Below are 19,833 nucleotides of genomic sequence, written 5' to 3' on the forward strand. Positions count from 1 at the left end.
CCAGGGAGCCGGTACCAGCGAACAGATGACAGCGAACAGATTTCAGCTGACAGATGTTGAAATCTGTTCGCTGTCATCCGTCACCCGTCCGCCACTCCCGCCCCTTCCGCCGCGATCCGCCCCAGCGTTGCCAGCGCCCGTGCCAGCACCGGCAGCGGCGGGGAGGCCAGCCCGACCCGGACGGCGTTCGGCGAGCGCCGCGGATCGACGGCGAACGCCGTCGCGGGCGTGACCGAGATCCCGGCGCGGGCCGCCGCCGCGACGAAGGTCTCCGCCCGCCACGCCGCGGGCAGCTCCCACCACAGGTAGTACGAGCCCGGGTCGGCCCGCAGCCGCTGCCCCGCCAGTGCCTCGCGTGCCAGCAGCTGCCGGGCCGCCGCGTCGGCCCGCTTCGCCGCCTCGACCGCCGCCAGGGTGCCGTCCCCGATCCAGCGCACCGCCGCCTCCAGGGCGAAGCCGCTCGGCGTCCACCCGCCGGCGCGCAGCGCGCCCGCCACCTGCTCCCGCAGCCCGGCCGGGACCACCGCGAACCCCGTGGTCAGGCCGGGGGCCAGCCGCTTGGAGAGGCTGTCCACCAGGACGGTGCGCTCCGGCGCGAGTGCGGCCAGCGGTGCCGACCCGGGCCGCAGGAAGGACCAGATGGCGTCCTCGACGACCGGGAGGTCGAGCCGTCGCAGCTCCTCCGCGAGCCCCACCGCCCGTTCCGGCGACAGGCTCACGCCGAGTGGGTTCTGCAGTCGCGGCTGCACGTAGACGGCGCGCAGCGGCGCCTTCCGGTGGGCGGCCGCGACGGCGTCCGGCAGCAGCCCGTCCTCGTCGACGGCCAGCGGCACCAGCCGGATGCCCAGCCGCTCCGCCGCCGCCTTGACGACCGGGTAGGTCAGCGCCTCGACCCCCAGCCGCTGCCCGGGCGGCACCAGCGCGCAGAGCGCTCCCGTGATGGCCTGCCGCCCGTTGCCGGTGAACAGCAGGTCCGCCGCGCCCACCTCCCAGGAGTCGGTCGAGAGCAGGTCCGCGAAGGCGCGCCGCGCGGGGCCCGTCCCGGCCGCGCCGATCGGTCGCAGCGCGTGGTCGAGCGCGTCCGCGCGCAGCAGCGGTGCCAGCGCGCCGGCCAGCAGCCCGGCCTGCCCGGGGGCGGTGGGGTAGTTGAGTTCCAGGTCCACGGGCTCGGCGGCCGGCTCGGCGAGTGCGACCAGCCCGCCGTCCGTCCCGCGCCCGGCCCGGACGAAGGTGCCGCGCCCGACCTCCCCGACGGTCAGCCCGCGCCGGGAGAGTTCGCGGTAGACCCGTGCCGCCGTCGAGCCGGCGATCCCCCGAGCGCGGGCGAACGCACGCTGGGTGGGCAGCTGTTCGCCCGGCCGCAGCCGCCCGTCCCCGATCTCGGCGGCGATGTGGTCGGCGATCACGCGGTAGTCGTCCATCGGCACCCCGTCCTCACAAGCCCGTCCGCCCAAGCCCGTCCTCCCAAGCCCGTCCTCGCGAGCCCGCCCTCACAACCGCGCACTCACAAGCCTGTTTTCGCGACCCCGTCTTGACGGCCCGGTCCGCACATCAGGGTCCTCACCACCCGTCCCGGCGCCCATTGCACCGAGCGCAAAGTCATCATTGCACCGACCCGACCGCCCGTCCTGGCCTCCTCCCATGAACGACGTGGAAGCGCTGACCTCCGCCGTGGACGGCCATGCCGTGCTCGGAATCGCCGCCGTGGCACTGGGCATGGTGCTGTCCCCGGGGCCCAACATGATCTACCTGGTCTCCCGCTCGATAGCCCAGGGCCGTCGCGCCGGGCTGATCTCGCTGCTCGGGGTGGGGGCCGGTTTCCTGGTCTACCTGGTCGCGGTGACGGCAGGGGTGGCCGCGGTGTTCTCGGTGGTGCCCGCCCTCTACACCGCGATCAAGCTGGCCGGTGCCGGCTACCTGCTCTGGCTGGCCTGGAAGGCGGTCAAGCCGGGCGGCACCGCGGTGTTCGCCCCGCAGCGGCTGGCGCCGGACCCGCCGCGCCGGCTGTTCGCGATGGGTTTCCTGACCTGCCTGCTCAACCCCAAGATCGCCATCATGTACATCTCGTTGCTGCCCCAGTTCGTGGCGCCCGAGCGCGGCCACGTCGCCGTGCAGAGCCTGCTGCTGGGCCTGACCCAGATCGCCGTCGCGATCACCGTCAACGGCCTGATCGCGATGAGCGCGGGCGGCATCGCCGCCTTCCTCGACCGTCGCCCGGTCTGGCTGCGGATCCAGCGCTACGTGATGGGCACCGTCCTCGCCGGCCTGGCCGTGCGCATCGCCGCCGACCGTGCCGTGGCGGTCACGGCTTAGTCCGCCCGGGCGGCGGCCCGCAGCACCTCGTACCCGGCCTGCACGAACCGCCCGTCCAGCGCCGGCCCGGTGTTGGCCAGCGCGGCGACCGCGGCCGCGCCGTCCGGGGCGAACCCGACGAAGGCCGTGAACCCGCGGGTCCCGCCGGTGTGGAAGCAGAGCTCCCGATCGCCGGACCGGCGCCGCGTCCAGACCAGGCCGAGCCGGTCGGCGGTGTGCGGGAGCCGTAGCCTCGGTTGCTGGACGTCCCGCAGAGCGGCGCCCAACTCGCCTTCTCCGCGGTTGAGATGGGCCCGGAGATAGCGCAGGAGGTCGGCTCCGCTCGCCCGGACCGCGCCCGCTCCCGGCAGCCCGGGGATGTGCCAGGGCGGGAGCTCCCGTCCGTGCCGGTGTCCGAGGGCCGGCTCCGGCGCGTCCGGGCGGCACGTGGTCGAGCGCAGTCCGAGCGGCCGGCAGATTCGTTCGGCGAGCAGGTCGTCGTACGGCAGCCCGCCGGTTTCGGCGAGCACCCGGCCGAGCAGTCCGACGCCGTAGTTGGAGTACCGGTACCGGCTACCGGGATCCGCACGCACCGTCGTTCGCGCCAGCCCGGCCCTCAACTGGTCGTCCCCGTAAGCGGCGTACGGGTTGCTGCACCAGGTCCGTACGGCCCGCGTGAGCAGCCCGGGCGGCAGTCGGGGCAGGCCCGAGGTGTGGGTGGCCAGGTGCAGCAGCCGGATCGGCTCGGGCGAACGGACCGCCGCCGGGCGCCAGGAGTGCGGCAGGTGTTCCTCCACCGGGTCGTCCAGGGCGAGTTCGCCGCCGGCGGCCATGGTCGCCAGCAGCAGGGCGGTGAACGTCTTGGTGACGGAGCCGAGTTCGAAGACCGTGTCCGGTGTGCACACGGGGGCGTCCGGCGAGCGCCCGAGCCGTCCGAAGCACCGGATCTCCTCCCGGTCCCCGCGGGCCACGGCGACGGTGACGGCGGTGGCGTACGGCTCGGCGGCCCGAACGGCGTCCTGAACGGCGGCCTGGAGGCCGGCCCGGCCATCGGCCTGTCCAACGGCCCGGCCCTCAACCCGGCCCTCAACCCGGCCCTCAACCCGGTCCTCGGCCCGGCCCTCAACCCGGCCATCAACTCGGCCCTCGGGACGGCCACCAGCCCGGACGTCGGCCCGCACCGCCGTCCGTGCCGTGCCGTCGCGCTCGCTCACGCGGCCACCGGCGTGCCACCGAGCGCGCGTGACAGTGCGACGGTGGCGGCCACCACCCCGACCACGGCGGTGTGTCCGTGGTCGCGGAAGGCGTCCTCCGGGTCGTCGTAGTCGGGCATCGCGCCCTCGCAGGGGATCAGCCCGTCCGGTTGCTGGGCCGCGGCCAGGGCCTCCCAGCCGGCGGACCCGGTGATCGGTTCGCCGATGCAGGAGTCGACGATGAGCAGCTCGCCGGCGAGGTCCCACTGCTCGATCTCCAGCCAGATGTCGAGCCAGACCGGCAGCCAGTCGCGCAGGTAGTCGCGCATCGGTTCGGGCAGGCACTCCGGCCGGGCCCCCCAGTCGGTGAGGTGGAAGACGGTATGGGTGACGTGGTAGCCGATCACCCAGGCGATGGTCCACGGCTCGGGCAGGGCGCCGAGCCAGGTGGACCCGGCCAGGGCGGACCAGTCGGGTGGGGGTTCGAGGCCGGCGATCCGCCGGGCGTTGGCGAGGGCGAGCTTGCGGTTGCCCGGGATCTCGATGGCGTGCACGGCCCGGAGCCGGCCGATCGAGCCGAGCAGTTCCTCCAGGGCGCCGTGGCGGTACCCGACCCGGGCGAAGTGGCCGTAGGTCTCCAGCGGGTCGACGACGGTGACGTGCCGCAGTTGCCGCTCGTACAGCAGGTCGCCCTCCCGCAGCTGGGCCCAGGCGGTGTCGAGGAGGTCGCGTGCCAGCGCGGCGTCGTGCGGGCCGGTGACGCCGTCGCGCAGCACCAGGGAGGAGGCGAGGGCCACCTCGCAGAGCGGTTTGTAGACGTCGTTCGGTTCGGCGAGGTCGATCACCGTGTTGTCCTGGAGCCTGCCGTAGCCGGCCCGGTATCCGGCGTGCAGCCAGGCCAGCGCGCGGGATCCGAGCTGTTGGGCGGTGGCGAGCGGTGGGGTGTCGGTCATCTCGTGGCCCCGTTCAACAGGCGCTGGGCGATGGCGAGTTCGAGTTCGGAGCGGGCGGTCCGATCGCCGACCAGGCGGATCCGCTCCAGGAGGGGTTCGACCTCCAGTCGTACCGGTCGGCCGTCGGCGCGGGCTCGGGCCAGCCAGCGGGTGAGCCGGACCGCAGTGGCCGGGTCGCGCCGCAGCATGGCGCGGACGGCGCCGCGGGCGAGGTCCAGGGTGTTCGCCCGGGCGGTGTCGTGGACCGGGCCGTCCAGCCCCGGCAGCGTGAGGACGGACAGCTGCGCCATGCGCACCGACCAGGCCTGCCAGCCGAGGACCTGCGGCCCGGAGAGGGGCCCGGACGGCCGCAGCGGTGGCGCGGTCGGCTGCCCGCCGTCCCCGTGCGGTGTGCGGGCGAGTAGCCGGGCGGCCGCCCAGTCCTGCCACCCGATCACCAGCGCGGCGTCCTCGGAGGCGGGCACCGGCGCGGGAAGCGTCCGGCGTGCTTCGGCCAGGAGTGCGGCGGTGGCCGCGTCGGGTTCGGCGCCGACGAGCAGCTGCGGGGCGAACAGGTCGCCGCCGAGCACCCGCGCTGCGGCCAGCAGTGGGCGCGGGGCGGCGGTGCCGGGGTCCGTGAGTGCGGCCGTACCCCCGCCGTCCCGCAGGGCGTCGAGGGTGCGGCCCGCCACTCGCTGGACCGCCGCGGCGTACTCGTCACGGAGTGGGGTCTCGGCGAACGGCATGGTGAGGTGGTCCTCCTTCGAGAGGCCGGACACGGGCGTGGTGCCCGAGGGGACCCGCTACCGGGTCGGCTTCTCCTTGGGGCCCTTCGGCGAGAGCAGCAGCAGCCCCAGCAGCAGGGCCGCGCCGGCGGCCTCCGGCAGGTACGTGGGCGCGTCGGACACGACGGCCTCGTCCTCCACCATCAGGCTCGCTAGGGTCTCGGCCTCGGCGGACGTCGCGGTGAGTGACGTCGCGGTCGATTCGGTACGGAACTGAGTAAGCATCAGATGTGCCTCCTCGTCTGGATTTCATCACCCGGTCGGGCGATGCCCCTGTCCGACACTACGAGCACGATCGATCGCTTGCATCCGCAGCCCGCTGAGCAGGGGCGTTGCCCTCGGTGTGGGCTCGACTGCGGCGAGTCGGTACGGTCGGGGGCATGACCACAGCCTTGATCACCGGCGCGACCGCCGGCATCGGAGCCGCGTTCGCCCGTCGGCTCGCCCGCAGCGGCTACGCCCTCGTCCTGGTGGCGCGCGACACCGGCCGCCTGGAGCGCGCCGCCGCGGACCTCCGCGCGAAGTACGGCGTCGAGACGGAGGTGCTGACCGCCGACCTGGCGAGCGACGAGGGCATCGCCGCCGTCGAGGCCCGGCTCGCCGACTCCGGCCGCCCGGTCGACCTCCTGATCAACAACGCGGGCTTCGGCAACAAGGGCGCCTTCGGGACCGTCCCTCTGCAGGACGAGCTGGACATGCTGAAGGTGCACATCGAGGCGATCCTGCGGCTGACCACGGCCGCGCTGCCCGGCATGCGCGAGCGGCAGCGGGGCGCGATCGTCAACGTGGCCTCGGTGGCGGCCTTCCTGCCGCGCGGCACGTACGGGGCGAGCAAGGCCTGGGTGGTCAGCTTCACCCAGGGCGTGCTGCGCGACCTCGGCGGTACGGGCGTGCGGATGATGGCGCTGTGCCCGGGCTTCACCCGGACCGAGTTCCACGAGCGCGCGGGCATGGGCACCGGCAACATCCCGGCCTGGTCGTGGCTCTCCGTCGAGCGGGTGGTGGACGAGGCGATGCGGGACCTGGCCCGCGGCCGGTCCCTGTCGGTGCCGAGCAAGCGCTACAAGCTCGCGGTCGCGATCGCCCGACTGCTGCCGTCCGGCGGCCTCGGCGGCCTCTCCTCCAAGGCGGCGCGGACGTACCGGACGGACTGAGGCTCGCGGTCGGGCGGGTCGGGCTCCGCTGCCGCGGGGCTGCCGGGTCGGCGAGGGAATAGAGCTCACCTCACTATTAGCTTGCCTAACTATGAGCCATCCTCGCTATGCTGATGGCGCCCGCCCGCCCGACCGTCCGACCCGGGGAGGACCGCCCTTGAGGCCCACCACGATCGACTGGACCCCGCCCGACCGCGCCGAGGGCGAGCCCCGCCCGCCGGCCCCGTGGCGGCGCATCCTCGCGCTCTTCCGCCCCTACCGCGGCCGCCTCGCCCTCGTCGGCGGCCTCGTCGCGGCTTCCGCCGTGGTCTCGGTCGTCTCGCCGTTCCTGCTGCGGGCCGTCCTGGACACCGCCATCCCGCAGGGCCGCACCGGGCTGCTCAGCCTGCTCGTGCTCGGGATGATCCTCACCGCCGTGGTGAACAGCATCTTCAACGTCCTGCAGACGCTGATCTCCACCACCGTCGGCCAGCGCGTCATGCACGACCTGCGCACCGCCGTCTACGGGCACCTGCAGCGGCAGTCACTGGCCTTCTTCACCCGCACCCGCACCGGCGAGGTGCAGTCCCGGATCGCCAACGACATCGGCGGCATGCAGTCCACGGTGACCTCCACCGCGACCAGCCTGGTCTCCAACCTCACGGCGGTGGTCGCCTCCGTGGTGGCCATGGTCGCCCTCGACTGGCGGCTCACCGTCGTCTCCCTGCTCCTGCTCCCGCTGTTCGTCTGGATCAGCCGCCGGGTCGGCCGGGAGCGCAAGAAGATCACCACCGAGCGCCAGAAGCAGCTGGCCGCGATGAGCTCGGCCGTCCAGGAGTCGCTCTCGGTCAGCGGCATCCTGCTCGGCCGCACCATGGGCCGTTCCGACTCGCTCGCCCGCGAGTTCACCGCGCAGTCCGACCAGCTCGCCGACCTCGAGGTCCGGGCCGGCATGGCCGGACGCTGGCGGATGAACACCATCCAGATCGTGATGGCCGCGATGCCCGCGCTGATCTACTGGGCGGCCGGGCTGACCTCCGCGGCCGGCGCACCGATCGTCTCGGTCGGCACCCTGATCGCCTTCGTCACCCTCCAGCAGGGCATGTTCCGCCCCACCGTGAGCCTGCTGTCCACCGGCGTGGACGTCCAGACCTCGCTGGCGCTCTTCCAGCGCATCTTCGAATACCTCGACCTGCCGGTGGAGATCGACGAACCCGCCGACCCGCTCACGCTCACCGAGGTCCGCGGCGAGGTCCGCTTCGAGGCCGTCGACTTCCGCTACGACCCCGCGCAGGAGCGCCCGACCCTCGCCGGTGTCGACCTCACGATCCCGGCCGGGAGCTCACTGGCCGTGGTCGGCGAGACCGGCTCGGGCAAGACCACCCTCGGCTACCTCGTCCCGCGGCTGTACGACGTCACCGGCGGCCGGGTCACCCTGGACGGCGTCGACGTGCGCGAACTCTCCTTCGACACCCTGGCCCGCGCGGTCGGCGTGGTCTCCCAGGAGACCTACCTGTTCCACGCCTCGGTCGCCGAGAACCTGCGCTTCGCCAAGCCCGGCGCCACCGACGACGAACTGGTCGAGGCCGCCCGGGCCGCCCAGGTCCACGACACCATCACCGCCCTGCCGGACGGCTACGACACCCTGGTCGGCGAGCGCGGCTACCGCTTCTCCGGCGGCGAGAAGCAGCGCCTCGCACTCGCCCGGACGATCCTGCGCAACCCGCCGGTGCTCATCCTCGACGAGGCCACCAGCGCGCTCGACAACCGCACCGAACGCGCCGTCCAACAGGCCGTGGACACCCTGGCCGCCGGCCGGACCACCATCACCATCGCGCACCGGCTCTCCACCGTCCGCGCCGCCGACCAGATCGCGGTCCTGGACCACGGCGAGGTGGTCGAACTCGGCACCCACGAGGAGCTGGTGGAGCTGGACGGCCGGTACGCGGCCCTGCTGCGCCGGGAGGCACCGGCGGAGGCCGCCGTGCCGGAAGCGGTGGTCGGCCAGGTCTGAGCCGGGCCCTGCGGACACCAGGGGACCTGTACCCGTACTCGGACCCTGACCCGTGGCCGTGGCCGTGGCCGTGGCCGTCGCCGTAGCCGGACCAGGAGCAGGACCAGGACCAGGGCCCGAAGCCGGACGTCGACCCGTACTCGGACTCGGACCCCGACCCGCTTGCGCGGCGGGCGGTCAGGCCGCCTTCGGCACCTCGTTGTAGCTCTCCACGACCTCCTGGCCGGAGAGCCGCTGGATCGCCGCCATCACCTCGTCGGTCACCTGCCGACGGGCCTTCAGCGAGCGGGCCTGCCCGTGCAGCTCGTCGAAGTGCAGCGGCTCGCCGAAGCGGACCGTCACCTTCTTGAGCCGCGGCACCCGCTTGCCCACCGGCAGGATCTGCTCCGGTCCCTCCAGCGCGACCGGCACCACGGGCACGCCCGCGGTCAGCGCGAGCCAGGCGACGCCCGTCTTGCCCCGGTAGAGGCGGCCGTCCAGCGAACGGGTGCCCTCCGGGTAGATGCCGAAGGCCTTGCCGTCCTCCAGGATCTGCAGCGCCGACTCCAGCGAGGCCTGAGCGGAACGGTAGGTGCCGCGCTCGACCGGCACGGCGCCGATCGCCTCGAAGAAGCCCTTGGAGAGCTTGCCCTTGAGCCCGGGGGCGGTCCAGTACTCGGCCTTGGCGAGGAAGTGCACCCGGCGCGGGGCGGTCAGCGGGATCACCACGCTGTCGATGAACGACAGGTGGTTGCTGGCCAGGATCACCCCGCCCTTGCGCGGCACGTTCTCGGCACCTTCGATGACCGGCCGCCAGATCCCGCGCGAAACGGGTTTCAGCACCAGCCTGGTGACGAGGTCGAGCATGTTCCCTCCCAGGACGAACAACGGCCCGGGAGGTGCCCGGGCCCGCGATCAGATCCGCAGACTACGACACCCACCCCCGCGCCCGTCCACTCCCGCCGACCGTGGCGAAGACCACGGCCGGGTAGGGTACGGCCGTCCGAACAGAGCAAGACCCCGCAGTACCCAGGAGGGCACGATGGAGACCACCGAGGCGATCAAGGCCTTTTTCGACCGTTTCGACCAGGACGGCGACGGCAAGATCACCGCGGCCGAGTACGCGCTGGCGGCCAACGAGATGGGCGACCACGACGTCACCCTCTCGGTGGCCGAGGCGCTGATCCACAGCATGGACACCAACCACGACGGCGTCCTGACCTTCGAGGAGTTCCTGGCCGCCCGCCAGCGCTGAGCCCGCGCGGACGGTGGCCGGTCGCCGTACCGGCGGCACCGGCCCCGTCCGACTCGAGGTCCCCGAAGCCCCCGAGGTCCCCGAGGTCCCCGAGGTCCCTGAGATTCCCGAAATCCCTGAGGTTCCCGAGGTCCCGGACCTTTCGCGGGTCCGCTTCCACGCGGACCCGAGTGCTCCTCCGCCGGGGCGCTACCGCCGCTGCCGCGCTGGGGCGTTACCACCGCCGCTGCCGCGCCGGTGCGTTACCCCGCCGCCCCGCCGGGGCGTTACCGCTGCCGCTCCACCGGGAACACCCGGCGCACCACCCGCTCCGCGGCCCCGCCGTCGTCCCAGACGCAGAACTTCGCCCGGAACCGCGCCCGCGCCCCCGGCGCCGGGTCGCCCGCCAGCAGGGCTCGCGCCAGCTCGTCCGCCGTCTCCGTGACCGCGCCCGGCGGCTCCGCGAACAGGTCGAAGTAGACGCCGCGTTCGCGCTGGTACTCCTCCCAGTCCGGGGCGAAGATCACCACCGGCCGGTCCAGCACCGCGTAGTCGAACATCATCGACGAGTAGTCCGTCACCAGCACGTCCGCCGCGAGGTAGAGGTCCTCGACGGTCGGGTGCGCCGAGACGTCCACGATCGCCGCCGCCTCCCCGTCGGCCGTCAGGTCGCCCGGCCCGCCGGTGTGGAAGTAGTGGGTGCGTACCAGCAGCGTGTGGTCCGGGCCCAGCCGCCCGGCCAGCTCCGCCACGTCCAGCAGCGGCACGTAGCCGCCCTTGCCGCCGCGGTGGGTCGGCGCGTACAGCACGGCCCTGGTGCCCGGCCGCAGCCCCAACCGCTCGCGCACCGCCCGCACGTCCTCCGGGGTGGCGCGGACGAGCCGGTCGTTGCGCGGGTAGCCGGTGTCCAGCATCTCGTACCGGCCCGGGAAGGCGCGGGCGAAGTGCTCGCTGGTGTGCGGGTTGGGGGAGACCAGGAAGTCCCAGCGGTCGATGGCCTCCTGGAGCAGGTCGAAGTCCATCCCCTCGGCGGCCTGGGGCCGGTCGCGCAGGTCCATGCCCATGGCCTTGAGCGGGGTGCCGTGCTGGGTCTGGACGTGCACCGAGCCGGGCCGCTTGACCATCGTGCGCGGGAAGTTGACGTTGTTGACGAAGTACTTGGCGGTCGCCATCACCTTGAGGTAGGCGGGTGTGTTGACGATCACGTACGGCACGCCGGTCGGCAGCGCGGCGGCCTGCCGGCGGTTCTCCACCACCCACACGCCCCGGATCCGCGGGGCGAGTTCCTTCGCCTTCTCGTAGATCGCCGCCGGGCTGCACGCGTAACCCCGGTGCCAGTATGCGGCGTAGACCGCCAGGTTCTCGTCCAGCGGCAGCCGGCGGAACGCGTTGTACGCGGTGAACCGGGCGCCGCTGCGCACCCCCTTGCGCACCGCGGGCGCCACCGCCCGTGCCCCGCGCTTGAGTTCGCGCGGCAGTCGGCCGGTGCGGCGCAGCTCGGCGTACGCGATCCGGGCGCCGCGGGCGGCCAGCCGGTACTGCACGCCGCGCACCCCGCCGGGGTAGCGGTAGCCGGCCGGACGGTGCCGGTCGAAGTGCCGGGCGATGCTCTGGAAGAAGTCCTTGCGCCGGTCGGCGGGGACCAGGCCGGGGGTGTCGTAGACGTTGAGCGCCTGGCGCACGGTGCGGTCGAAGACCAGGGTGCGCAGCGAGTCGGGGACGGGCCGGCCGGGGCGGTCCGGGCGGTCCAGGAAGGCGAAGATCGCGTCGTACTGGGCGAAGACGTCGGCGTGCTTCGGGGACGCGGTGGCGGTGATCGCGCCGTCCCGGCCGCGCCGGTAGTTGTAGCAGGGGCGGTCGAGGTAGCGCAGCCGCTCGGCGGCCAGCAGCGCCGGGTAGGTGGCCGAGATGTCCTCGTAGTAGCCGCGGCCGAAGGAGACCCCGAGGCCCTCCAGGAAGGCGCGGCGGAACACCTTGTTCCACACCGACATCACGGTCTGGAACAGCGCCGGGTGCTCGGCGAGGGTGCAGCCCTCGACCAGCGGGGAGCCGGTCAGCACGTGCCGCCAGGGGTTGGGCTCCGTCCCGCCGTCCGGGTAGACGTGGGTGAAGTCGGTGATCAGCACGTCGGCGGGGGTCTCGCGGCGGCGCTCCTGGGCCAGCTCGTCGAGGATCACGCTGACGGTCCGCTCGGGCACCCAGTCGTCGCTGTCCAGGAACCACACGTACTCGCCCCGAACCTGCGGCAGTGCGGCGGCGCGGGCGCCGCCCAGGCCCTGGTTCTCGGTGAGGTGCAGCACCCGCAGCCGGGGGTCGCGGGCCGCGTAGGCGTCCAGGATCGCGCCGGAGCCGTCGGGGGAGAGGTCGTCGACCGCGATCACCTCGAAACGGGACTCCAGGGCGGGGGTGTCGCCGAGGATCGAGTCGAGGCAGCGCGGCAGGTACCGCTCCACGCCGTGGACCGGAAGCACGATGCTGAGGAGGAGGGACACGCTGGCCGAGTCTACCGATCCACCGGGTGCGACCTGCAGGGACGTCCGGTCCGGGGCCGCGGCGGGAATCCCCCGGGCTTCTCGGGGCTGCTGGGGGGTTCCGGGAGCTTCCGGGGGCTTTCGCGGCCTCCCGGCCCTGCGCCGGAGCCGCGGGTGCCGGCCGACTGCGGAGTCCGCAGCGGCGGGAGGAGGAGCGGGGGCCTGGGGGGGAGGACCCGGGACCGCCGGTGCCGGGCCCCTCGCGGGGCGGCACCGGCAGTCTGGTGGCGGTCCGGCCGACCCTCTACGGCCGACCGCCGGTCCGGGCACCGCGCGAGCCGGGCCGCCGCAGCGTCGAGGCGGCCGGGCAGTGGCTCGCGGGAGCCGGAGTTCTTGCGACATTGTTCATCACTCGAACACGCGCCTGGGTGCGGTGCGGGCACGGACGCGTGCAACAGATATTGCTTGGAGGTGAGACGCGAGTCAATCCCTCGAATGTGTTCACTTCATGAATCCGGGCGGAGTTCTGGGGGCTGGCGCGAGGCTCTGAAGATCACTTTGTCGATCTGGCGGCTGTCCCCTATATGGGGTGTGCCGACGGGCGGTGCGGAGGGACGGTGCGGGCAGCTGCGCGGAGGGTGGTGCGGGCGGGCCGTGCGGGGGTGTGCGCGGGCGCTCCGGCTGCGGCCGGAGCGGGTGCCGCCAGGGCGACTCCGTGCGCCGGGCGCGTGCCGCGCACCCGGGCGCCGGGCCCGCACCTCCGGACCCTGCTGACGGATGGCCGGTCGTGCACCATCATTGATGCCTAGTCGTGACCGACCGGGTGGCCCCTGGTGCATCGTCAGTTGACGCCGCACGATACGGTGGCACAACACCAAGGACGGTTGCGCGAAGGCCGTCTGTCACGGATAGTCTTCGCCTCACGGCCCTGGCGCCTCGTAGGGGTGGGAAAACTGATGGAACACATGCAAGTGCGGACTCGGCCCCGTGTGCCGGCGATCCAGTGCGGTGTCGGCACGACCGGCCGCCGGATCGACCGACACCTGGCCGTGCTCGGCGCGCCCGCGCTCCCGGCGGTGGACACCGCCGAGGCGCTCGGGCTGATAAGGGAGTTGACGCCGCGCGGCGCCGAGGCCCCGACGACCCGTCGTCGCCACACCAGGATCTCGCTGCTGACGCCGCTGCGTCGGCTGCGGCGCAGCCTCTTCGGCGGGCGCGGCTAGGGGCTCGTCCCCGGTCGTCTTCGGCCGTCTCGTCTTCGGCCGTCGTCGATCCTCGTCCCGTCCCGGTCGGGAGCAGACCCGGTGGACCCTCCGGTCCTCCGGGTCATTGGCGTCTCCGGGGGCATCGGCGTCTCCGGGCAGGTGCGGGTGCTCGGTGGGGAGTGGGCCGGAGCCCGACCGCCGTTCGAACCGTTCACCCTATGCGAGTTCGCCTGCCCGGCAGGGCGAGTCGGCGAGGCAGTACGCCGAGCCCCCTGACCTGGGTCAGGATGGCGCCATGGCGGACAACAACCACTCCACCCCGACCGGCCGGTTCCAGACCACCACCTTCGAGATCACCACGGGCACCCGCGAGGTCGCCCTCGACATCACCGACCGCTGCGCCGCGTTCCTCGACGAGCGGGCCGCCGGGCGCGACGGGCTGCTCAACGTCTTCGTCCCGCACGCCACCGCCGGGATCGCCGTCCTGGAGACCGGCTCCGGTAGCGACGACGACCTCCTCGCCACCCTGCGCGAGCTGCTCCCGGCCGACGACCGCTGGCGCCACCGGCACGGCAGCCCCGGGCACGGCCGCGACCACGTGGTGCCCGGGCTGGTCGCCCCGCACGCCACCCTGCCGGTGATCGGCGGCCAACTCGCGCTCGGCGTCTGGCAGTCGGTGGTACTGATCGACACCAACGGGGACAATCCGCGCCGGACCGTCCGGCTGTCCTTCCTGGGCTGAGTCCCGGGCAGCCCCGTCGGGCTACCGGCCCGCGTACACCGCCACGGCCGCCAGGTAGCGCTCGATCGCCAGGTACTGGCAGAGCAGCGCGACCGGGCGGCCGAGGCGTGCGTACCAGGCGGACAGCCGGGAGAAGGCGGTGACCTCGAACCACACCTCACCCTCGGCGTCCATCGACACCAGGAACGCCTCCTCGCCGCACTCCGGGTGCCCGGGGAGCGTGCCGTACGCGAAGCCGACGCGGTCCGGCTCGTCCACCGTCCACACCACCCGGCAGGGGATCACCAGTCGCGGCCGACGGCTCCCCGGCAGGCTCAGCCGCAGCAGGACGGTCCCCCCGTCCCGGGCCGGGCCGCCGGGGAAGACGGCGAAGCCGGTGCCCGTCTGGCTGCCCCAGCCGAGCACGTACCGCCCGGCCCGCTCCAGGACCTCGGGTCCGCGCCCGAGGTGGACCCGCCGCCGCAGGTGCGCGTACCCACTCGGCAGCCGCCCGCCCCGGGTGGCGCCCACCTCGGCGTAGGTGGGTGCGGCGGCCCGGGCGGCGAGCAGGCGCTGGTGGAGATCGGTGGCCATGCCGGTCACGGTAGCCGCCGGGCGGGGGCGGCCGGTGGGCGGGTGCGGGGGACGGCTTTCGGGTGACAGATGTCAGACGACAGATTTCAGCGAACGTTTTCTGAAATCTGTTCGCTGTTCGTTGTTCGCCGTCGTTCGTGCGCCGAACCCGCTGGACGGCGTCGCCACGATCGGCGAGCCGACCGGAAGCGGTGCCGGGCGGGAGCGGTGCCGGGCGGGAGCGGTGTCGGCCGGGAGTGGTGCCGGGGCCCCGAAAGCCGGGAGGGGTGCCGGGGTCCCGAAAGCCGGGAGTGGTGCCGGGCAGTCCGGAAAGCCGGAGCGGTGCCGGGCGGTCCCGGAAGCCGGTGCCGGTGCCCGGGCTCGGCGCGTCTTGCCGCCGGGCAGGGTGGCGGAGTAGGAAGGCAGCATGAGCGACAGCGTGACGAACGAGCCCGCTGCGGCCTGCGAGTTCGCCTCCGACGGCGGTGCTGAGGCGGCGCTGCGGCACGACCCGGAGGCGACCGGGCCGCGCGCCGACTGCGTGCTCTGCGGTGAGCCGACCGAGCTGCCCGCGGACCGGGCAGGCAGCACGCTCTGCCCGGTGTGCGCCTGGCAGCAGGCGCAGCGGATCGCCTGCTCGGGCTGACCCGCGGCCCACCGAGGGCCCACCAGGCGCCCATGAGCGCCCCGCCCCGCCCCGCGTCGGCCGGCCGCCGGCGGTGCGCCGGCGCTACGCGTCCTCCCGTCCGGCCAGGGCCAGGGTCGAGCCGCGTCGGCCCTTGCGGACCAGCAGCTGGGCCGGGATGCGACTGCGCAGGTCGGCGACGTGGCTGACGATGCCGACCGCGCGGTCCCGCTCGCGCAGGCCGTCGAGGACGTCCATCACCTCCTCCAGGGACTGCTCGTCCAGCGTGCCGAAGCCCTCGTCGATGAACAGGGTGTCCAGCGGCATGCCGCCCGCCTCGTCGGTCACCACGTCGGCCAGGCCCAGCGCGAGGGAGAGCGAGGCGAAGAAGCTCTCGCCGCCAGAGAGCGTGGCGGTGTCCCGCTCGGTGCCCGTCCAGGCGTCCACCACGCGCAGGGCCAGGCCCGAGCGCTTGGTGCCGGCGCCCCGGTCGTCGCTGTGTACCAGGGTGTAGCGCCCGCCGGACATCCGGACCAGCCGGGCGCTGGCGGCCGCCGCGACCTGCTCCAGCCGGGCCGCCAGGACGTACGACTCCAGGCGCATCCGCAGCCGGTTCTCGTGGGAGGTGCCGGCCGCCAGCGTGGCGAGCCGGTTGATCCGCCCGTACCGGTCGAGCGTCGGCGCCAGCTCGGCGGCGAGCGTGGTCAGCTGCCGGCCGATCGCGGCCAGTGCCTCGCACCGCTCGCGGGCCGCCGCCCGAGCGGCGTGCGCCCGCCCGAGACGGTCGGTGGCGGCGCGCAGCGCGGCCGCGGCGGCCGACAGGTCGACCGGCGGCCGGGCCGCGGCCTCGGCCAGCTCCGGACGCTCCAGCTCCCGCCGGACGGCGGCGGTTTCCGCGCGGTGGCGCTCCAGCCGGGCCTCCAGCCGGTCCCGCTCCTCGCGCGGCAGCAGCACGGCCAGTGCCGCCGCGGCGTCGGGGAAGCCCGCCGCGGCGGCCGCCTTGCCCAGCTCGGCCTCGGCCTCGGAGTGCCGCGCCTCCGCCTCGGCGCGGGCCCGGGCCGCGGCGGCCGCGGCGGCGACCCGCTCGGTGAGCCGGGTCAGGGCGGCGGCCCGGTCGGCGACCGAGGCCGCCGCGCCGCGGGCGGCCGCCACCCGGGCCGTCAGCGCCTCCTGTTCGGTGTCGAGCGCCTGCAGCCGGTCGGTGAGGACGGCGCTGCGCTCCTTGGCCTCGCGCAGCTCGTCGGCGCGGCGGCTGCGGTCCTGTGACAGCCGGGCGATCTCCTGCTCGATCCGGCCGAGCGCCTCCGCGGTGTGCCGGGCCGCGCGGTGCTCCCGCTCCAGCTCGGCGAGGGCCAGCGCGAGCGCGTCGGCGTCAGCGCCGTCCGGCCCGGCCGCGCCGGCGGCGGTGGCCTCGCGCACCCGTAGGGCGGTGAGTGCCTGGTCGGCCTCCGTCCAGGCCTGCTCGGCGACGGTCTGGGCACGGCGGGCCCGCTCCTCGTCCTCGGCGCCGACCCGGCCGCCGGGGGCCGGCTCGGCCGGGGCCGGGTGCTCGGGCGAACCGCAGACCCGGCAGGCCTGGCCGGCCCGCAGCTGTTCGGCCAGCTCGGCGGCCATGCCCGCGAGGCGGCGGTCCCGCAGGTCGAGGCTGTGCTCCCGGGCGTCCAGCGCGGCCGCGCGCAGCTCGACGACCCGCGGCTCGGCCGCCGCGATCTCGGCGCGCAGCGCGTCGCGCTCCCGGGCCGCGTCCAGCCGGGCGGTCGACTCGGCACGCCGGCCGTCCAGTTGCTCGACCCGAGTGGTCGCCTCCCGGGCCCGGGCGTGCTGCTCCTCCAGACGGCCCAGCTCGGCCTCGAACTCGGCCAGCCAGTCCTCGGCCTCCTCGGCGAGTGCCTCGGCGGCGCTCCGGTCCGCCGTCAGGGTGCGCTGTTCCCGGGCGAGTTCGGCACAGCGCCGCTCCTCCTCCCGGGCCGCCTCCAGCCGGACCACCTCGGCCCGCAGCCGCAGCTCCGCCTCGGCCAGGTCGGCGGCGTCGGCCGCCTCGAGCGCCCGGCCCTCCGTGCCGGGGGCCGCGGCCAGGGCCTCGCGGTGTCCGCGTTCCGCGGCCTGCGCGCGCCGGAGCGCCTCGGCCGCGCTCTCCCGCAGCCGCAGTGCGGACTCCACCCCGACGGCCTCCTGCGCCGCGGCCAGCCGCTGCCGGTCCCGCGCCGCATCGGGCTCGAACCCGGCCAGCCGATCGGCCCTGGCCAGCGCCTCCCGGTGCCGCTGCTGGCGCCCGGCCAGCTCCTCGGCGGCCTCGCGGTGCCGCTGCGCCGTGCGCTGCGCCGCCTCGGCAGCCTCGAGTGCCGAGTCCGCGACCGCGAGCTCCTCGGCGGCGCCGCTGCGCAGCACGGCGGCCCAGCCGAGCACCCCGGCGGTCAGCCCGGCGTCGTTGTCATCGGCCGGGATCCAGTCCTCGGCGGGCTCGGCGCCCGGACCGGCGGCCTGCTCGGCCTTGCTGGCGAGGTCGCGCAGCCGGCGCCGGCCGGCCTGGACGGCGGCCTCCTCGGCGCGCCGCCGTTCGGCCAGCCAGCCCTCGACCAGCTGGTACCGCTCGGTGTCGAACAGCCGCCGCAGCAGCTTGCCGCGCTCCTCCGAGTCGGCCTTGAGGAAGCGGGCGAAGTCGCCCTGCGGCAGCAGCACCACCTGGCAGAACTGCTCCCGGTTCATGCCGATCAGCCGGAGGACCTCCTCGCCGACCTCCTGGTGGGACTTGCTGAGCCCGCGCCAGCCCGGCGCGCCCTCGCCCGCGTCGGGCACCCACTCGCGCAGCAGGGTCTGCGCCCGCTCCACGGTGGTGCCGGCACCGACCTTCTTCGGCCGGCGCTGCTCCGGCAGGCGGGTGATCTGCAGCCGCCGCCCGCCGAGGGTCAGCTCCAGCCGCACCTCGGTGAGCTGCTTGGGGTCGGCGTGGTCGCTGCGCAGCCGGTTGGCGCGCCGGGCACCCGGCGTCTCGCCGTACAGCGCGAAGCAGACCGCGTCCAGCACGCTGCTCTTGCCGGCGCCCGTCGCGCCGCGCAGCAGGAACAGTCCGCCGGCGGCGAGCGCGTCGAAGTCCACCGTCTCGGTGCCCGCGAACGGGCCGAAGGCGGTGACGGTGAGCCGGTGCAGCCTCATCGGGGCAGGTCCGCCTTCCGGTCGGCGGTCTCCCGGACGCGCTCGAAGCCCTCGCGCAGCCAGCCGAGTTCGTCCGGACCGGGCTCGGCGCCCGGGCGGACGTGCCGCAGGAAGCCCTCGGCGATCTCCAGGTCGCCCCGGCCGCTCACCCGCGCCGCGTACGACGGGGACGGCCCGGCCTCGCTCTCCTCGGGGTCGAAGAGCAGCTGGAGGGTGTGCGGGAAGCGCCGGCGCAGCTTCTCCATCGGCTCGGCCGGGCGGACGGCGTCGGTGAGCGTGACCTGCACCCAGGACTGCTCGTGCTCGCTGTACTTCTCGTCGGTGAGCAGGGCCTGGAGGCTGTCGCGCAGGGTGGCGAGGCGCCGCGGCTCGGGGCAGGGCACCCGCTCGGCGGCCACCGAGCCGTCGGCGGCGAGGTCGACCAGCCACATGCTCTTGCGCTGGTGCACCTCGGAGAAGGAGTAGGCGAGCGGGGAGCCGCTGTAGCGCAGGTGGGGGGCGAGCGTCTGACACCCGTGCAGATGACCGAGCGCGACGTAGTGCACCCCGTCGAACACCGCGGCGGGCACCGCGGCGACGCCGCCGACCGCGATGTCCCGCTCGCTGTCGCTCGGCGCGCCGCCGGTGACGAAGGCGTGCGCCAGGACCACCGCCCGCGTTCCGGCCGGGCGCGCCGCCAGGTCGGCCCGCACCGCGTCCATCGCGGCCCCGAGCACCGCCGCGTGTCCGCCCTTCGCCAGCCCGAACCGCTCGCGCACCAGTGTCGGCTCCAGGTAGGGCAGCCCGTACACCGCCACCGGCCCGTGCTCGTCCGCCAGCAGGACGGGCTCGGCGCAGCCGCCGGGATCCGTCCGCAGGTGGATCCCGGCACGCCCGATCAGCCCCGCCCCGACCCCGAGGCGGCGGGCCGAGTCGTGGTTGCCGCTGATGAACACCGTCGGCACGGCGAGGTCGGCCAGCCGGTGCAGCACGTCGTCGAACAGCGCGACCGCCTCCAGGCCGGGCAGCGCGCGGTCGTACACGTCCCCCGCGACCAGCACGGCGTCCACGCCCTCGCTCCGGACCACGTCCACCAGGTGGTCCAGGAAGGCGCGCTGGGCGTCGTGCAGGCTCTCCCGGTGAAACGAGCGCCCGAGATGCCAGTCGGAGGTATGCAGCAGTCGCATGGTCCCCGACCCTAACGTCCGCCACGGACAATCCCGCCCGGATCCGTGGAGGCGTGCGTCTCACGGGTCCCGCGGCGCGGGCGCGCCCGGATCGTCAGCGAATCGACCGGAATGCCCGTCCGACCGGCCACTGTTCGATTACGTGGGGTGGATTGTCAGTGGCTCTGTGTATGTTCCTCGACGTCGGCGGCCCCGTCCTTCGGGGCGGTCGGTGCGGTCCGGTGCCGGGTGTCCGGTGTCGGGCGCCGAGTACCGGGTGCGGAGTATCCGGGGTCGGGTGTCGGTCGAGCGAGGAACGGGAGGAACCATGGCTGCGGTGCGCGAGGCGGTTCGTGAGGCGGTCCGCGGATCGGTCCG

Annotated in this window: 17 protein-coding genes; 7 read left to right on the plus strand and 10 right to left on the minus strand. The window is 74.6% G+C overall.

What is annotated here, in order from left to right:
* Nucleotides 1-80: 80 nt before the first annotated feature.
* Entirely contained in the window at nt 81-1,421 is a 1,341-nt protein-coding gene (locus ACZ6Y7_RS09755; protein WP_465757320.1) for an aminotransferase-like domain-containing protein, read from the minus strand.
* A 220-nt stretch (nt 1,422-1,641) separates the two neighbouring features.
* On the opposite strand from ACZ6Y7_RS09755, the gene ACZ6Y7_RS09760 reads away from it, so the two are divergent.
* On the plus strand, nt 1,642-2,313 hold the full coding sequence (locus ACZ6Y7_RS09760) for a LysE family translocator (RefSeq protein WP_465757321.1): 672 nt from the start codon (nt 1,642-1,644) through the stop codon (nt 2,311-2,313).
* On the opposite strand, the gene ACZ6Y7_RS09765 is transcribed toward ACZ6Y7_RS09760, so the two are convergent.
* From ACZ6Y7_RS09765 to ACZ6Y7_RS09780, 4 genes are read right to left on the minus strand one after another with little or no spacing between them, the layout of a single operon-like run.
* Complete coding sequence (locus ACZ6Y7_RS09765) at nt 2,310-3,506, minus strand: serine hydrolase domain-containing protein (protein ID WP_465757322.1); 1,197 nt, start codon at nt 3,504-3,506, stop codon at nt 2,310-2,312. The genes ACZ6Y7_RS09760 and ACZ6Y7_RS09765 overlap by 4 nt on opposite strands.
* Nucleotides 3,503-4,438 carry a DUF6895 family protein gene (locus ACZ6Y7_RS09770; RefSeq protein WP_465757323.1) on the minus strand — a complete coding sequence of 312 codons (936 nt, stop codon included), beginning with the start codon at nt 4,436-4,438 and terminating at the stop codon, nt 3,503-3,505. Before ACZ6Y7_RS09770 ends, ACZ6Y7_RS09765 begins: the two co-directional genes overlap by 4 nt.
* Complete coding sequence (locus ACZ6Y7_RS09775) at nt 4,435-5,163, minus strand: hypothetical protein (protein WP_465757324.1); 729 nt, start codon at nt 5,161-5,163, stop codon at nt 4,435-4,437. The genes ACZ6Y7_RS09770 and ACZ6Y7_RS09775 overlap by 4 nt, the downstream gene beginning before the upstream one ends.
* Nucleotides 5,164-5,220: 57 nt before the next feature.
* Nucleotides 5,221-5,427 carry a hypothetical protein gene (locus ACZ6Y7_RS09780; protein ID WP_465757325.1) on the minus strand — a complete coding sequence of 69 codons (207 nt, stop codon included), beginning with the start codon at nt 5,425-5,427 and terminating at the stop codon, nt 5,221-5,223.
* 155 nt (nt 5,428-5,582) lie between these two features.
* Here ACZ6Y7_RS09780 and ACZ6Y7_RS09785 point away from each other — a divergent pair, with 155 nt between their 5' ends.
* Nucleotides 5,583-6,356 carry an SDR family NAD(P)-dependent oxidoreductase gene (locus tag ACZ6Y7_RS09785; RefSeq protein WP_465757326.1) on the plus strand — a complete coding sequence of 258 codons (774 nt, stop codon included), beginning with the start codon at nt 5,583-5,585 and terminating at the stop codon, nt 6,354-6,356.
* Nucleotides 6,357-6,513: 157 nt separating this feature from the next.
* Complete coding sequence (locus tag ACZ6Y7_RS09790; protein WP_465757327.1) at nt 6,514-8,349, plus strand: ABC transporter ATP-binding protein; 1,836 nt, start codon at nt 6,514-6,516, stop codon at nt 8,347-8,349.
* Between the two features lie 177 nt (nt 8,350-8,526).
* On the opposite strand, the gene ACZ6Y7_RS09795 is transcribed toward ACZ6Y7_RS09790, so the two are convergent.
* Nucleotides 8,527-9,195 carry a lysophospholipid acyltransferase family protein gene (locus ACZ6Y7_RS09795; protein WP_402210126.1) on the minus strand — a complete coding sequence of 223 codons (669 nt, stop codon included), beginning with the start codon at nt 9,193-9,195 and terminating at the stop codon, nt 8,527-8,529.
* A 175-nt stretch (nt 9,196-9,370) separates the two neighbouring features.
* Between ACZ6Y7_RS09795 and ACZ6Y7_RS09800 the strand changes: the two genes are divergently transcribed.
* Nucleotides 9,371-9,583 (plus strand): EF-hand domain-containing protein, encoded by a 213-nt coding sequence (locus ACZ6Y7_RS09800; RefSeq protein WP_465757328.1) that lies wholly within the window; start codon nt 9,371-9,373, stop codon nt 9,581-9,583.
* A gap of 266 nt (nt 9,584-9,849) precedes the next feature.
* On the opposite strand, the gene ACZ6Y7_RS09805 is transcribed toward ACZ6Y7_RS09800, so the two are convergent.
* Nucleotides 9,850-12,054, minus strand: coding sequence for a bifunctional glycosyltransferase/CDP-glycerol:glycerophosphate glycerophosphotransferase (locus tag ACZ6Y7_RS09805; protein ID WP_465757329.1), 2,205 nt, complete (start codon nt 12,052-12,054; stop codon nt 9,850-9,852).
* Between the two features lie 935 nt (nt 12,055-12,989).
* Here ACZ6Y7_RS09805 and ACZ6Y7_RS09810 point away from each other — a divergent pair.
* Together ACZ6Y7_RS09810 and ACZ6Y7_RS09815 are read left to right on the plus strand one after the other, a co-directional pair.
* Nucleotides 12,990-13,256: a hypothetical protein gene (locus ACZ6Y7_RS09810; protein WP_049650625.1), complete on the plus strand. Its 267-nt coding sequence runs from the start codon at nt 12,990-12,992 to the stop codon at nt 13,254-13,256.
* Nucleotides 13,257-13,533: 277 nt separating this feature from the next.
* Nucleotides 13,534-13,980: a YjbQ family protein gene (locus ACZ6Y7_RS09815; RefSeq protein ID WP_465757330.1), complete on the plus strand. Its 447-nt coding sequence runs from the start codon at nt 13,534-13,536 to the stop codon at nt 13,978-13,980.
* A gap of 21 nt (nt 13,981-14,001) precedes the next feature.
* On the opposite strand, the gene ACZ6Y7_RS09820 is transcribed toward ACZ6Y7_RS09815, so the two are convergent.
* Nucleotides 14,002-14,553 (minus strand): DUF1990 family protein, encoded by a 552-nt coding sequence (locus tag ACZ6Y7_RS09820; RefSeq protein ID WP_465757331.1) that lies wholly within the window; start codon nt 14,551-14,553, stop codon nt 14,002-14,004.
* Nucleotides 14,554-14,959: 406 nt separating this feature from the next.
* On the opposite strand from ACZ6Y7_RS09820, the gene ACZ6Y7_RS09825 reads away from it, so the two are divergent.
* Nucleotides 14,960-15,178: a hypothetical protein gene (locus ACZ6Y7_RS09825; RefSeq protein ID WP_465757332.1), complete on the plus strand. Its 219-nt coding sequence runs from the start codon at nt 14,960-14,962 to the stop codon at nt 15,176-15,178.
* An 84-nt stretch (nt 15,179-15,262) separates the two neighbouring features.
* On the opposite strand, the gene ACZ6Y7_RS09830 is transcribed toward ACZ6Y7_RS09825, so the two are convergent.
* Together ACZ6Y7_RS09830 and ACZ6Y7_RS09835 are read right to left on the minus strand one after the other, a co-directional pair.
* Complete coding sequence (locus ACZ6Y7_RS09830; RefSeq protein ID WP_465757333.1) at nt 15,263-18,310, minus strand: AAA family ATPase; 3,048 nt, start codon at nt 18,308-18,310, stop codon at nt 15,263-15,265.
* Nucleotides 18,307-19,476 carry an exonuclease SbcCD subunit D gene (locus ACZ6Y7_RS09835; protein ID WP_465757334.1) on the minus strand — a complete coding sequence of 390 codons (1,170 nt, stop codon included), beginning with the start codon at nt 19,474-19,476 and terminating at the stop codon, nt 18,307-18,309. The genes ACZ6Y7_RS09830 and ACZ6Y7_RS09835 overlap by 4 nt, the downstream gene beginning before the upstream one ends.
* Nucleotides 19,477-19,833 lie beyond the last annotated feature (357 nt).

The organism is Kitasatospora sp. NPDC053308 (genome assembly GCF_055585785.1).